General features: G+C 55.5%; 9 protein-coding genes. 5 read left to right on the top strand and 4 right to left on the bottom strand.

Annotated elements, in window-relative coordinates; translation table 11 throughout:
• Positions 1 to 17: 17 nt before the first annotated feature.
• A complete protein-coding gene (locus tag ACVWYF_RS09360; protein WP_457067069.1) occupies positions 18 to 3269 on the bottom strand; it encodes a SusC/RagA family TonB-linked outer membrane protein in 3252 nt (1083 codons plus the stop codon).
• Between the two features lie 753 nt (positions 3270 to 4022).
• Between ACVWYF_RS09360 and ACVWYF_RS09355 the strand changes: the two genes are divergently transcribed.
• Both ACVWYF_RS09355 and ACVWYF_RS09350 read left to right on the top strand, forming a co-directional pair.
• Positions 4023 to 7241 carry a SusC/RagA family TonB-linked outer membrane protein gene (locus ACVWYF_RS09355; protein ID WP_457067066.1) on the top strand — a complete coding sequence of 1073 codons (3219 nt, stop codon included), beginning with the start codon at positions 4023 to 4025 and terminating at the stop codon, positions 7239 to 7241.
• A gap of 6 nt (positions 7242 to 7247) precedes the next feature.
• Positions 7248 to 8726, top strand: a complete 1479-nt coding sequence (locus ACVWYF_RS09350) for a SusD/RagB family nutrient-binding outer membrane lipoprotein (RefSeq protein ID WP_457067063.1) — start codon at positions 7248 to 7250, stop codon at positions 8724 to 8726.
• Between the two features lie 88 nt (positions 8727 to 8814).
• Here the strand turns inward: ACVWYF_RS09350 and prfB are convergent.
• Positions 8815 to 9892 (bottom strand): peptide chain release factor 2 gene (gene prfB, locus ACVWYF_RS09345; RefSeq protein ID WP_457067060.1). Its coding sequence is split into 2 segments (ribosomal slippage): positions 8815 to 9831 and positions 9833 to 9892, totalling 1077 coding nucleotides; the frame shifts between segments, so codons are not numbered across the junction.
• Between the two features lie 230 nt (positions 9893 to 10122).
• Between prfB and ACVWYF_RS09340 the strand changes: the two genes are divergently transcribed.
• From ACVWYF_RS09340 to ACVWYF_RS09330, 3 genes are read left to right on the top strand one after another with little or no spacing between them, the layout of a single operon-like run.
• Positions 10123 to 10497: a CZB domain-containing protein gene (locus ACVWYF_RS09340; RefSeq protein WP_457067058.1), complete on the top strand. Its 375-nt coding sequence runs from the start codon at positions 10123 to 10125 to the stop codon at positions 10495 to 10497.
• A 29-nt stretch (positions 10498 to 10526) separates the two neighbouring features.
• The gene (locus ACVWYF_RS09335; protein WP_457067055.1) at positions 10527 to 12086 is read left to right on the top strand and encodes a sensor histidine kinase; all 1560 of its coding nucleotides are present in this window, start codon (positions 10527 to 10529) and stop codon (positions 12084 to 12086) included.
• Positions 12087 to 12141: 55 nt separating this feature from the next.
• Entirely contained in the window at positions 12142 to 12585 is a 444-nt protein-coding gene (locus ACVWYF_RS09330; protein WP_457067053.1) for a response regulator, read from the top strand.
• Between the two features lie 5 nt (positions 12586 to 12590).
• On the opposite strand, the gene ACVWYF_RS09325 is transcribed toward ACVWYF_RS09330, so the two are convergent.
• Positions 12591 to 13169 (bottom strand): ribonuclease HII, encoded by a 579-nt coding sequence (locus tag ACVWYF_RS09325; RefSeq protein WP_457067051.1) that lies wholly within the window; start codon positions 13167 to 13169, stop codon positions 12591 to 12593.
• A gap of 142 nt (positions 13170 to 13311) precedes the next feature.
• Positions 13312 to 13578, bottom strand: coding sequence for a hypothetical protein (locus tag ACVWYF_RS09320; RefSeq protein ID WP_457067048.1), 267 nt, complete (start codon positions 13576 to 13578; stop codon positions 13312 to 13314).
• Positions 13579 to 13905: the final 327 nt, after the last annotated feature.

The following is a 13905-nucleotide window of genomic DNA, read 5'->3' as shown; positions in this document are numbered from 1 at the left end:
AAGCCAAAAGTCTTGGATTAGAAAGTCACCCGCAGGTTCACGCCGTAGCGGCGCGTGGTGGGAGCGTTCGTGTACTCGAAACCTTGCTGGTTGGTAGCGCCGAAGGTGCTGGTTTCGGGGTCGAAGTTGGTGTACTTCGGGATGTTGGGCGAGTACCAGTATAAGTTGCGGCCCGACACGGAAATGTTGACCAAGCCAAAGGGCGTTTTACCCAGTATCGATTTAGGCAGGTCGTAACCCAGCGTGATTTCGCGCAGCCGCACCGTGGTAGCATCGTAAATCGACTGCTCATCATAAGCGCCAATGGCCGCCGAGCCCGTACCGAAATACAGGTCGTTCAAGGAAATAGCCGTTGTGTTCGGGACGGTGCTGCCGCTGGCATCGCGGATGGGCTGCTTCGTAACCGTGCTGCCCTGTACACCTTTGATGATGATGAGGCGGTTGCGGTCTTCGGTGTCTTTGGTGGTGCCCCGGCCGAGCTCCTGCTGCAAGGTCGTGGAGTACAAATCGCCACCCTTGCGGTAGTCAATCAGGGTGTTCAGGGTGATGCCCTTGTAAGTAAACTGGTTGATGAACCCCATGATGAACTGGGGGTTCGGGTTGCCGATAATCTTGCTGTCGCCCTGAATTAGGCGGCCAGTGGTGGGGTTAATCAGGTAATTGCCTTTGTCGTCGCGGGCGGCCGTCGAGCCGAAGATGACGCCATAAGGCTGGCCCGCGATGTGAACCGAGTAGGGGCCGCCGGCAAAGTTGGTACCGAACGGAATCTGGGCTACTTTATCGCCCCCGTTGCCAAGGCTCTCTACGATGTTTTTGTTGTGGGTAAAGTTGAAGGTGCTGCTCCAGCGGAACCCCCGGTTGTCAACTGGTACCACCGTCAGAGCAATCTCTTCGCCCTTATTCGATACTTCGCCGAAGTTGGTCACCCGCACCCCGTATCCCGTTGATGCCGCGATGAACTGCGGCAAAATCTGGTTTGTTGAGCGCTTGTCATAATAAGTAGCATTCAGCGAAACCCGGTTGCGGAACAGGGTAATCTCCGTGCCAACCTCTAACTCGGTGGTGAATTCCGGGGTCAGTGCCGGGTTGTTAATGACGTTACTCAGCGCCAGACCCGGCACGTTGTTGAAAGGGAACGCAGTGGTGCCCGTGTTGTTACCAAACTGGGGGTTGATGGTATACTGCGGCGCACCGGCTTGGTAGGGTGAAGCATCGCGGCCCACGCGGCCATAAGCAGCCCGCACTTTGAACAGGTCCAGCCAAGTCGTATTAAACTGTAGTGCCTCGTTGAGCACGACCGAACCGCTTACGCTGGGGTAGAAGAACGAGCGGCCGCTCTGGCCGAATACGCCATTCTTGTTTAGGGTGGACGACCAGTCGTTGCGGCCGGTTGCAGTCAGGAATGCCCAGTTTTTGTAGCCCACCGTCACGTTGCCCAGCAGGCCCATAAGGCGGCGCTTGCTATAGGCATAGCCATTGGTGTTTTTCTGCTCGGTGTTTTCGATGTTGTCGATGCCAAAAACAATGATGGGGCCACCGGTATACGACAGGCCCTCAAATTTGCGCTGGTTCACGTTCTGACCGAAACTGGCGGTCAGACTGATGTCTTCAGTTAGGTTCTTGTTCACGTTCACGAGCAAGGTCTGCTCCAGTTCGGTATTCTGAAAGCTGTCTTCGAGCACGTTGCCCAATTTACCGTAGCCCACTGAGCCGGGGCGCACCGTCGTGCGCCGGAAATCGGTGTAGGTGTTCACGCCGCCCGTGTAGGTCACCGTCAGCCAGTCCTTGATGGCGTAAGCAAGGCCCACGCTGCCTACTACCCGGTCAACGCGCGAAACGTAGCTGTTGTTGGCGGTCGACCAAATGGGGTTGTCGGCTTGGTCAGTCAGCCATGCAAACACCGGTGCGTGGGTAATAGGGTCGGTATTCGGCAGGCCTTGCAGGTCGAGGCTGCGGGTGAGGAACAGGATGCGTGAAAAGGCAGAATTGTTGCCCACGGCATTGTTGGCACCCAGTTGCGGTCCGTGCTGCTCGCTGTTGGTGTAAGCCACGTTGCCGCTCACCGTGAACTTATTGAAGTGGCCCGAGCCCCCGGCGCTCACGTTATTGCGGATGAACGACGAGTTGGGAATGATGCCCTGCTGGTCGGCGCGCGACAGAATGGTGGTAAACGAAGCATTGTCACCGGTTCCACTCAGCGAAACCGAGTTTTCAAACACATGGCCCGTATTGAAGTAGTCCTTCACGTTGTTGGGGTAGGCCTGGTACGGGATTCTGGTGCCCGCCGGAATGTTTGGAAAGTCCGGATTCAGAATGGGGTCAAACGCCTGCGGATGGGCGATATCGACCGGTGCAAAGCTGCTGCCGAATTGCGGACCCCACGAGCCGTTCACGTTCGTCTGCACGAAGTTGGCCCCCGCGCCGTAGCTATTCTGATACACGGGCAGGGCCGCGATTTTCTCCACGGAATAGCCGGTGGTGTAGCCAATCTGCACCCCTTTGGCCCCGCGTTGGCCGCCGCCACCAGTTTTGGTGGTGATAACGATTACCCCACCCGCAGCCCGCGACCCGTAGAGCGCTGCGGCGGCTGCACCTTTCAGCACATTGATGGTGGCAATGTTGTTGGGGTCTACATCTGAAGTGCGGCTGGAGTAGCCGGCACCGTGTACCAGCGAGTTCTCCGAATCCGTCTGGGAGTTGTCGTACGGCACGCCGTCTACGATGAATAGCGGCTCGTTGCTACCCAGTAGCGACGTGTTGCCCCGGATAGTGATGCGGGAAGAGGAGCCCGGCACCCCGCTGGAACTGATGATGTTCACACCCGGTACTTTGCCCGTGAGGGTACGCAAAATATCGGGCTCCGATTTCTGCACTACTTGCTCCGCCTTCACTTCTGACACGGCAAATCCCAGTGCCCGCTTCTCGCGCGAGATACCCAGGGCCGTTACCGTCACCTCGTCCAGCTGCTTATTGTCGAGGGCCATGGACACGTTTACCGCACCGCCAGTACCGACCGGCTGCTCAGTAGTGATGTACCCCAAGTACTTGAATTGCAGCGTAGCGGCTGAGCCCGGCACATTCAGTTCAAATTTGCCATCGGCATCTGTGGCGGTGCCCGTGGTGGTGCCTTTCACGATAACGCTCACCCCGGGCAGGCCTTCGTTATTGCTTTTGTCGAGCACGCGGCCCGTTACCTGTCGCGTTTGTGCCCAGCTCCGCCCGGCCAGGGTCAGCAGCAAGAGCAGGCTTAATAGTAAGGTTCTCTTCATCGAGTTGTAAAAGTGGGTGTATGAAAAAAAAGGGAAAACAGTATGGGGGTGGCAGTCTAAAAGATGAAAGTACGGCATTTGCCGAAAATGTACCTACAGTAGGGCTGCGATATTTCGCTTTGACAGTCCTTTAGCTGCCAATGACTTTTTCTCACTGCGCAATGCCCGTACTATCTATAAGCACACCGCATGAAGGGAATTAGGTATTCTGGTTAAATTTTTTTCATTGATTAATGATATATTGACTGCGCGGATTTTGAGGTTGGTGCGTGACAATACAGGGCAGGAGGCTGGATTTGGGCCATCCCGGATGCAGATTGGCCATCGCCCGGAATGTTGAGCCACACCCCCGCCTTCCGGAGGCAGTTGAATTTCATTACAAGGCGCGCGCCTCCAAGTCACGCCAGCATTGAATAATCAGACTTGTTGGAGCATCTCTGATAAGATTATTCTTCATCCTGGTACTTTCTTGTCAGAAGATTATCCCGCAATGTCTCGACCCATTGGCAGAGTTAACCTATTAGAATACAAAATACTTGCAGCCAAAACCTGATGTTTGGTGAGATTTGCTTAACTTAGTGAAGTTGGTTTATGTATCCAACCAACTTAATATTGCTATCGAATCTAATGCGCCGCGAAATATTGGCGTAACAAAAAAACTTGTAATACCTTGCCACTAGATTGGTTTCGTTAAATTCTCTTTTCTTCGTTTCTGCCACTTTTTTTCAATTCACTCACCATTTTCATTACTACATGAAACACTTCTTTTTCATGGTCGTCTTATTGATGACCTGCCTGTTGCAGCAGGTAAATGCACAAGACCGAACCGTCTCGGGTCGCGTGACGGACCGTTCCAATGGGCAAGGTTTGCCCGGTGCAACGGTTCTGGTAAAAGGCACCACCATCGGGGCATCAACCAATGCGGATGGTTCCTTCTCGCTGAGTGTGCCCGCTAATGCCACTACCCTCAGCATCAGTTCCGTGGGTTTTGCCAGCATTGAGCAGCCCATCGGTGCCAACTCAACTTTCAACGTTTCGCTGGCTGCTGACACCAAACAGCTTGGTGAGGTAGTCGTGACCGCCCTCGGTCAGGAGCGTACCCGCAACTCGCTTCCTTTTGCTGCCACGCAGATTGAAGGCAGCCAGGTAACTGCTGCTCGTAACCCCAACGCCATCAATGGCTTGTCGGGCAAAGTGGCCGGTGTTCAAATTCGTCAGAGCAACACCTTGGGTGGCTCGACCAACATCCTGATTCGCGGTACCAAATCAATTACGAATAACAACCAGCCGTTGTTCGTGGTGGATGGTGTGCCAATCAGCAACGCCAACACCAACACGACTGGCCAGCAAACCGGTGGCGGTGGCTACGACTACGGCAATGCCGCATCCGATATCAACCCGGATGACATCGCTACGATGACCATCCTGAAAGGTGCCGCTGCTACTGCTCTCTACGGTGAGCGCGCCAGCAACGGCGTAATTCTCATTACCACCAAAAAAGGCCGTCAGGGCCTCGGCGTTACCATTAATGCTGGTATCACCGGCGGTCGCATCGACAAAAGCACTTTCGTTACCTATCAGAAGGAGTACGGCGCTGGCTACGGCCCCACCTTCAACTCGGATGACGTTAACGGCGACGGTGTTGCCGATACTTATAACCAACTCGACGCTGACGCCTCGGCTGGTCCGCGTTTCGACCCGAATCTGAACGTGTACCAGTGGAACGCCTTCGTACCGGGTACATCGAGCTTCGGTAAGGCTACGCCCTGGGTGGCTGCTGCCAACGACCCTTCGACCTTCTTCGAAACGGCTCGTACGCTGAATAACAGCGTTACCATCGACGGTGGCAACGAAAAAGGCACCTTCAAACTCGGTTACAACAGCGTCCGCGACAAAGGTGTACTGCCGAACAGCCAGGTTAATAAGAACATTGTCAACTTCGCCGGTACGCTGAACCTGACGAGCCGCCTGACGGCTAGCGCAGCTGTAAACTTCTCGCAAGTAGATGGCAAAGGCCGTTATGGCACTGGCTACGGCGGTACGTTCGGTGAAAACCTGATGACCAACTTCCGTCAGTGGTGGCAGACCAACGTTGACCTAAAGGAGCAGAAGCAGGCTTACGAGTACGCTGGTCTGAACGCCAGCTGGAACCTTTCGGCTCCCAGCACTACCTCCAAAGCAGAATACTGGAACAACCCTTACTTCTCGCGTGCCAAGAGCTTCGAAACTGATTCGCGCTACCGCACTTTCGGCAATGCCGCCCTTAATTACAAGGTAACCGATTGGTTCAGCGTATTGGGCCGGGTTACCCTGGACTCGAACGATGACTTGCAGGAAGAGCGCATGGCCTATGGTTCCGTTAACGTAGCCGGCTACAGCCGCTTCAACCGCACGTACCGTGAGGCTAACTTCGACCTGATTGGTAACTTCAAAGCCAAAATTAACGAAAACCTGAGCTTCAACGGCCTGTTGGGTGCCAACCTGCGTCGTATAGCTACGAAATCGATTCGTGCTACCACCAACAGCGGCCTTGTTATCCCGGAGCTTTACTCGTTGTCAAACAGCGTTTCGGCTTTGAGCCCCCCTGTTGAGCAGGATATCCGCCAAGCTGTTGATGGCGTATTTGCCAGTGCTACTTTGGGCTACCGCGACCTGCTGTTTCTAGATTTGACCGCTCGTCAGGATAAATCCTCTACGCTGCCAACCAATAGCAACACCTTTTTCTATCCTTCGGCCGCATTGGGCTTTGTATTCTCCGAGCTGGTGAAAGAAAGTGCTCCGTGGTTATCTTACGGCAAAGCCCGGGCAAACTATGCTGAAGTAGGTGCAGGTGCTCCTGTCTATAGCGTTGGTGATGTGTATGACAAGCCTACTGCTTTTGGTTCGGTAGCCCTGTTCTCGGTTCCTAACACGAAAAACAATCCCCTTCTGAAGCCGGAGCGCACGAAGAGCACCGAACTTGGTGTGGAAATGGCTTTCCTGAACACCCGTCTGGGTTTCGAAGCCAACGTGTACCAGTCGAACTCGATTGACCAGATTATCCCCATTAACATCTCGACGGCTTCGGGCTACAGCTTCCGCTACATCAACGCCGGTGACGTACGTAACCGCGGTCTGGAATTGACGGCTTTCGTAACGCCCGTTAAAACGAACGATTTCACCTGGACGATTAACGCTAACTGGACCAAAAACCAGAACCGCGTGATGTCGCTCACCACTGGTGTAGACAACATTGTGTTGGCTAACTACCAAGGTGGTGTTTCGAGCAATGCGACCGTTGGTCTGCCGTTCGGCTCCCTGCGTGGCTTCAACTACGTGTATAAGGATGGCCAGAAAGTAGTTGGTACCGATGGCTACTACGTGAAGAGCGCAACGGCCAACGAAGTAATTGGTAACCCCAACCCCAACTGGACCGGTGGTGTATCGAACACGGTATCTTATAAAGGCCTGTCGTTGTACTTCCTGGTTGACGTTCGCAAAGGCGGTCAAGTCTTCTCGCTGGACCAGTCATACGGTCTGGACACGGGCCTGTATCCGGTAACGGCCGGCCTCAACGACCTGGGCAACCCTTCGCGCAATACCATTGACAACGGTGGTGGTGTTATCTTCCCCGGCGTTCAGTCGGATGGCTCGGTCAACACGGTACGTGCTGACAACAGCACCGAGAATGGCTACACTGCTTACGGCACGACGGTTAACCCCGCTGCTGCCTTCGTATACGATGCCAGCTTCGTGAAGCTGCGCGAAGTATCGCTCTCTTACTCGCTGCCGAAAGCATTGGTAGCCAAAGTAGGTGGCGTGAGAGGTGCTGATATTTCCATCGTGGGTCGTAACCTGTGGATTATCAACAAAAACCTGCCTTACGCTGACCCGGAAGATGCTGCTAGCTCCGGCAACTTTGGCCAGGGCTACTCCACCGGCTCGTTCCCCGCTATTCGCACGCTTGGTGCTAACCTCCGTCTCAGCTTCTAATCAAACATGAAAAATATTCTTATTGCTGGTGCGTCAGCATTAATGCTGACGACCTCTTGCGTAGGGTCACTGGAGAACAATTACAACGTTGACCCCAAATTCCCTACCACTGCTATTGCATCGGGATTCATTGCCAATGCAGAACGTACGCTGGCTCGGACGCTCGTAAGCACGAACGTTAACCTCAATCCGTTCCGCTTCTACGTGCAGTACTGGGCTGCCACCGACTACCCCACGGAGTCGCGCTATGACCAGAACACCCGGAACATTCCAAACGCTTACTGGACTGCTTTGTACCGTGATTGCATTCGTGACCTGCGCGAGGCAAAAACGACTATTCCGAGCGATTTGACGGTGCCTGCTGTTAACAAGACCAACGCCTTGGCCGTGGCAGAAATTTTGGAAATCTACGCTTGGTCTAACCTGGTAGAGACGTTCGGAAACGTTCCTTATACCGATGCGCTTGATTACAATAAAGCTCAGCCCACGTATGACGACCAGGCTAAAGTATATGCCGACCTAATTGCTCGGCTTGACGTAGCTATTGGCAAAATTGACCCGGCTGTATCAACCGGCCTCGGTGCCAACGACCTGCTTAACGGTGGCAGCACGGCAGTCTGGCTCAAGTTTGCCAACGCCATGAAACTGCGCATGGCTCTCGTCATTGCAGATGTTGACCCTGCTAAGGCAAAGACCATGGTTGAGTCCACGGTTGGTAAGCTGCCGGCTTCGAACGCTGACGTTATCGATTTGACGTTCAACGGTACTTTCCCCAACACCAACCCGCTGTATGAGGATTTGGTGAGAAGTGCCCGTACCGACTTCGCTGGTACCAGCTACTTCGTTAACCAACTGAAAGGAACTACCGGCCCGGCAACTGGTGTGACCGACCCGCGTCTGAAGCAATACTTCAACATTGTGACGACCAACACGGTTCCCCTGGCAGGTACCTACAACGGTGGCACGTATGGCTCGACTAACAGCAAGTCCACCAACTCGCTGCCCGGTGCCAAACTGCGGGGTCAGACGCTGCCTGGCGTAATCGTATCGTACGCTCAGGTAGAGTTGATGCTGGCTGAAGCATCTGCCCGCGGTTTCGCCGTAGGTGGTACCACCGAGTCGCACTACAATGCTGGTGTTACTGCTTCGATAACGGAGCCACAGTGGGGCGGAACTGCCACTGAAGCTGCCGCTTACCTGGCCCAGGCAAACGTAGCTTTCGCCACGGCTCCCGGTACTCCTATGCAAAGAATTGCTTACCAGGAATGGGTGGCGCTCTACAACCAGCCCGTAGAAGCCTGGACCTCATGGCGTCGTCTCGACTACCCCGTGCTGACGGCTCCTACCACAGCCGTTTCTGGTATTCCGGTTCGTCTGCTGTACCCGGTTGTTGAGCAAAATATCAATGGCGCTAACTACTCGCAGGCTGCTTCCGCCATCGGTGGTGACAAGGCTGAGACTAAGCTCTTCTGGGACAAAAAGTAACGAATTTCCGTTATACGTAAACAAAAAAGGCTGCCCAATCGGGCAGCCTTTTTTGTTTTAAAGAATCGGTTACTTTTGCGCTCCTACTTCAGCTCTGCATCAGGAAGCCCTTGATGTACTCGTCCAAATCCCCATCGAGGACGTTCTGCACATCGGTGCGCTCGATGCCGGTGCGCAGGTCTTTGATGAGCTTGTAAGGATGAAGCACGTAGTTGCGAATCTGGGAGCCGAAGTCGATGCGTTTTTTGGTGGCTTCCACCTTGTCGCGCTCGGCGTGGCGCTTGTCCATCTCAATCTGGTAGAGGCGCGATTTGAGCATGCGTAGGGCATGCTCCTTGTTCATAAGCTGGCTGCGCTCAATTTGCACGGCGATGATGATGCCGGATGGCGCGTGGGTGAGGCGCACGGCGGTTTCCACCTTGTTCACGTTCTGGCCACCCGCGCCGCCGGCCCGGAACGTGTCCCAGGAAATGTCGGCGGGGTTGATTTCGATGGTGATGGTGTCATCAATGACCGGGTAGGCAAACACGGACGCGAATGAGGTGTGCCGCCGGCCGCTGCTGTCGAAAGGCGACATGCGCACAAGGCGGTGTACCCCAATCTCGCTCTTCAGGTAGCCGTAGGCGAAGTCCCCGTCGATTTCGAGCGAGGCGGACTTAATGCCCGCGCCCTCGCCGGGCTGGTAGCTGATTTGCTTCACGCCAAAGCCGTGGCTTTCGGCCCACATGATGTACATGCGCATGAGCATTTCGGCCCAGTCCTGGCTTTCGGTGCCGCCAGCCCCGGGGTTGATGTCGATGATGGCCGAAAGCTGGTCCTCCTCGTCCGAGAGCATGCGTTTGAACTCCAGTGCCTCTAGTTTTTTGAGCGTGACATCGTAGTCGGCCTGCATTTCGGCCTCGGTCACGTCGCCTTCTTTGTAGAAATCGTAAAGCACTTCGGTGTCAGCCAGTGCTTGCTGCACTGCCTCGAAATCATCGGTCCAGGTCTTAATCGGCTTGATTTCGCGGAGCGTGGCTTCGGCGGCTTTGGAGTCATCCCAGAAGCCGGGGGCCATAGTTTTAGCCTCGTAAGCGGCTAATTGTTCTTTGCGGGCATCGTAGTCAAAGATACCTCCTCAGGGCCTCGGCGCGGCCCTTCAAGTCCTTAATATGGTCTTGGGTCATGGTGGGGGAAATGGTGAAAGGTGGCCGGTGGCAGTGCCGCCGGCTCACCCGAGAAAATAATTGAACCGCGAAAGTACCGAATTTCAAAGCGGCAACCGGCTTCGGCCTTATGGCGTATCTGTAAGCACATCCGCATTGCTCAGTCCCGTTTCCCCTCTCACCGAGGCAACTCCCGGTTTCGCAACAGGTGGTTTGCACCATATTATTCGCCTACCGGCATAGATTTGCTCATGACTACGGAAGACCTGAAACAGGACTTTGATTCCGCCCGCATCAAGCACGTACATTTTAAGAGCAAGCTACGCTCCTTTCTTTTTGGCAATGCTGGCAGCGAAGGCCCGCTGCGTGACCCCGAACAATGCAGCCTGGGGCAATGGATAGCCATCCGGATGCGCGGGACCGGTGTGTACGCGCACCTTCCCGAAGCCCGACGGTTTGACCAGCAGCACATGCTGATTCACAGGGAAGCCAACCGGCTGATGGACCTCTACCTCGCCGGGCACGTAGAAGAGGCGGGGGCTGGCTACACTCCTTTGCAGGTCATTGCCGACGAAATGATGGGCCTGCTCCAAACCATGGAAACCAAGCTCCGTACCAAGGCCTGACCCGAAGTGATGCGTTCGCGCACCAGTGCATGAAAATAACCCTCACCACGAAGTTGTTCGCCGGATTTGTGCTGTTGCTGGCGCTGTTCGCGGTGATTGTATTGTTCTCGTACAAGCTGGCGGGCCAAGTGCTGCGCAACTCCCGGCAGGTAGAAGCGTCGCAGCACATTTCGAACGAAGCCATCAGCATGCTGCGGAACATCGTGGACATGGAAACCGGGTTTCGGGGCTACGTCCTCATTGGTAATGAGCTGACGCTGGACTCCTATTATACGGGGGAACGCGACTTGGTTGGCCGGTTTTCGCAGTTGCATACGTTGGTGGACGAACATCCCAAGCAAGGCGAATTAATTGACCAGACCCAGCGGCTTTTTCAGCAATGGCTGGGTTACAGCCACTTACTGATTGCCGAGAAGCGCGAAGCCCGCCGCCGCAATCCAATGCAGCGCGGGCTGGACGATATGCCGCATCAACGCTTAGCCGAAACCCTCACGGGCAAGCAGTTGATGGATAATATCCGGTTTCGGCTTAATAAATTTGAATTGCAGGAAGCCGCTTCCCGCAAGGCCATGCGCCAACGCTTGGACGACAGCATTACCCGGGCTGAGTGGCTGTCGGTGGGGCTGGCTATTGTGGCGCTGGTGCTGGGCCTGCTGTGGGCGCTGTACATCGTGCGGACGTTTGCCCGGCGGCTGCGCGGCATGCTGAACCTGGCCCGACGCATGGCCGATGGCGACTATGATACCCACATTGTAGACAACGAGCAGGACGAGGTGAGTGAGCTGACGGCGGCCCTGAACGTGATGGCCCGCACCGTGGGAGCCAACATCAACCAGCTCGAAAGCCGCAACCAAGAGCTTGACCAGTTTGCCTACGTGGTATCGCACGACCTGAAGGCTCCCCTGCGCGGCATCGAGAGTGCTTCGCGTTGGATTGAGGAGGACATGGGCAAGGACGCGCTGCCGCCCCACATCCGCGAGTTTCTGGGCCTGATGCGCCAGCGCGTCCATCGCATGGAAAAGCTCATTAGCGGCATTCTGGATCTGGCCCGCGTGGGCCGGGTCACGCAAGCCAACGAAACGGTGTTTGTGCGAACCCTGCTGCGCGAAATCATCGACAGCCTGCACCCGCCCACTGGCTTTAAGGTCGAGTTGCCTTTTTTTCTACCCACGCTCACCACCAATGCCGTGCAGCTCCAGCAGGTCTTTACCAACCTCATCAGCAATGCCGTGAAGTATCACGACCACCCCGCGATGGGTAACGTGCATATTGGCTGCGACGATGCCGGCGAATTCTACTCCTTTTCGGTGGCCGATGATGGCCCCGGAATCGACCCGGAATACCACGACCGTATTTTCGTCATCTTCCAGACCCTGACGGAGCGCGATACCTTCGAAAGCACCGGGGTAGGGCTGGCCATCGTGAAAAAAATTGTGGAGCGGCAGGGAGGCCGCATTAGCATCAAATCGGCCGAAGGTCAGGGGGCTAAGTTCATCTTTACTTGGCCCAAGCATCCACCCAAAACCAAAAATGTGGCTGCTGCAGTGGCCACACCAGCCGTTTCTACCGTATCAACCGCTACTCTGTAGCAGCTTCATGCTGCTGCCTGCGGGCATTTTCCCGCTGTTGCCAATTGCCTAGCCTATGTCCGCCGACCATCCCACGCCCAGCATCCTGCTCGTGGAAGACGACCAGATGGACGTGATGAACGTGCAGCGCGAGCTGCGCCGTCAAAACATCAACGTACCCCTCATCCACGCCCGCAATGGCCGTGACGCCCTCCGCATGCTCCGTGGCGAAGGCGATGAGCCCCAAATAGCCAAACCCAGCTTGGTGATGCTCGACATCAACATGCCGCGCATGAATGGCCTGGAATTGCTGGAAGCGCTGCGCGCCGACCCCGAATTCATGCATCTGAACGTCTTCATTATGACGACTTCCGACCTCGAATCCGACCGTTTGAAAGCGCAGGAGTTGGCCGTGAGCGGCTACATTATCAAGCCCCTGAGCTTCGACACTTTCGGCGAAGGCGGGACTAGTGTGGATGGGTTCAGCTTGTTTCTGGACTTGCTCAAGCTCAAGGATTAGCCCGTTTATGGCAACAGCCGGAACCCCATGCGGTGGTGCGGGCTGGGCCCGTGGGCGCGGATAGCTGCGCGGTGGCTCGCCGTGGGGTAGCCCGCATTCTGCTGCCAGCCGTATTCCGGGAATTCTTCGGCCAGCGCGTCCATATGCTCGTCCCGAAAGGTTTTGGCCAGGATGGAGGCAGCGGCAATGTTGCGGTACAAGCCATCGCCACCAATAATGCAGGTGTGCTCGAAGCCCACCATTGGCGCGAACCGGTTGCCATCTATTAAAAGATGTGCTGGCGTAATATTTAGGGCCTTGACGGCCCGGTGCATGGCTAGGTAGCTGGCCTGCGCAATGTTGATGTCAGCAATTTCCTCCACCGATGCCCGCCCCACTGCCCACGCCACGGCTTCGGCGCAAATGATGGGCCGCAGGGCTTCGCGCCGTTTGGCGCTCAGCTGTTTGGAGTCGTTGAGGAAGCGCGGGGCAAAGTCAGGCGGCAAAATAACAGCCGCCGCAAACACCGGACCCGCCAAGCAGCCGCGTCCGGCTTCGTCGAGGCCCGCTTCGAGTGCGTGGCCGGTGTGGGAAGCAAGGAGCATAAGGAGCGCAAAAAAAATCAAAATATGAGTGGCCTGCCCAATTACGCGGCATCAAAAAGCCTTGTGGGCAGCCCAATAAGCTGCCCACAAGGCTTTTTAAAATTTTGAATACGAAAGAATGCCTGCGAAAGCGGACGCAATCCTATTTGTGGTCGCCAGCGTTGCTGCCAGTAATGCCAGGTTCGTCTGCGCCGCGGGTAAAGCCCTGGCTATCAATAGGAGCACTGGCCTCGTCGATGTTCTCTTCTTCGTCGTTGGTTACATAGACGTTGGTAGTCGGTCCAAGGCCGCCGTTGTGCTTGGCCAGTTCGGATTCGGCTTGGGCATGGTGCAGGTTAAAGAGCGGGTCGCCGGTTTGGATTTCAGCGTTGGCGTTATCAGCTTTCTTATTTTTAGAGGAATCGGCCATGAGCAGTACAGGAGCGCGCCGGAATGTGAACGGTGAGTTCCCGTATACTAATACGAAAGCCAGCCGCTCTGGGTTAAGTGCCGTACCAGCAGGCATCTGCCAGCAGAAAGGCACAAAAAAGGCCGCCACCCAAGGGTGACGGCCTTAAAGTGGCGGGTCCGGCTTAGAGGTGTCTACCCCACCTTTTCAGCCAGAGCGCCGCCGCACGAGAGGTCCTTCCTTTCCACATTTCCAGCCCGTGCGGGGGTACTTATGGGTCAAAGCTACGAAACCAGAAGGGCGGAACGCAAGTGTTATTGGATTAATCTGAAGATTTAAGCGGCCAAC

Source organism: Hymenobacter sp. UYAg731 (genome assembly GCF_054061335.1).
Note: the sequence above shows the minus strand (reverse complement) of the source record. Positions and strands in the feature narration are given on the sequence as shown.

Bases quoted from the DNA above. Each gene is read 5' to 3' on its own strand.
- ACVWYF_RS09360 (WP_457067069.1), bottom strand. From the start codon at position 3,269: ATGAAGAGAACCTTACTATTAAGCCTGCTCTTGCTGCTGACCCTGGCC.
- ACVWYF_RS09355 (WP_457067066.1), top strand. From the start codon at position 4,023: ATGAAACACTTCTTTTTCATGGTCGTCTTATTGATGACCTGCCTGTTG.
- ACVWYF_RS09350 (WP_457067063.1), top strand. From the start codon at position 7,248: ATGAAAAATATTCTTATTGCTGGTGCGTCAGCATTAATGCTGACGACC.
- ACVWYF_RS09340 (WP_457067058.1), top strand. From the start codon at position 10,123: ATGACTACGGAAGACCTGAAACAGGACTTTGATTCCGCCCGCATCAAG.
- ACVWYF_RS09335 (WP_457067055.1), top strand. From the start codon at position 10,527: ATGAAAATAACCCTCACCACGAAGTTGTTCGCCGGATTTGTGCTGTTG.
- ACVWYF_RS09330 (WP_457067053.1), top strand. From the start codon at position 12,142: ATGTCCGCCGACCATCCCACGCCCAGCATCCTGCTCGTGGAAGACGAC.
- ACVWYF_RS09325 (WP_457067051.1), bottom strand. From the start codon at position 13,169: ATGCTCCTTGCTTCCCACACCGGCCACGCACTCGAAGCGGGCCTCGAC.
- ACVWYF_RS09320 (WP_457067048.1), bottom strand. From the start codon at position 13,578: ATGGCCGATTCCTCTAAAAATAAGAAAGCTGATAACGCCAACGCTGAA.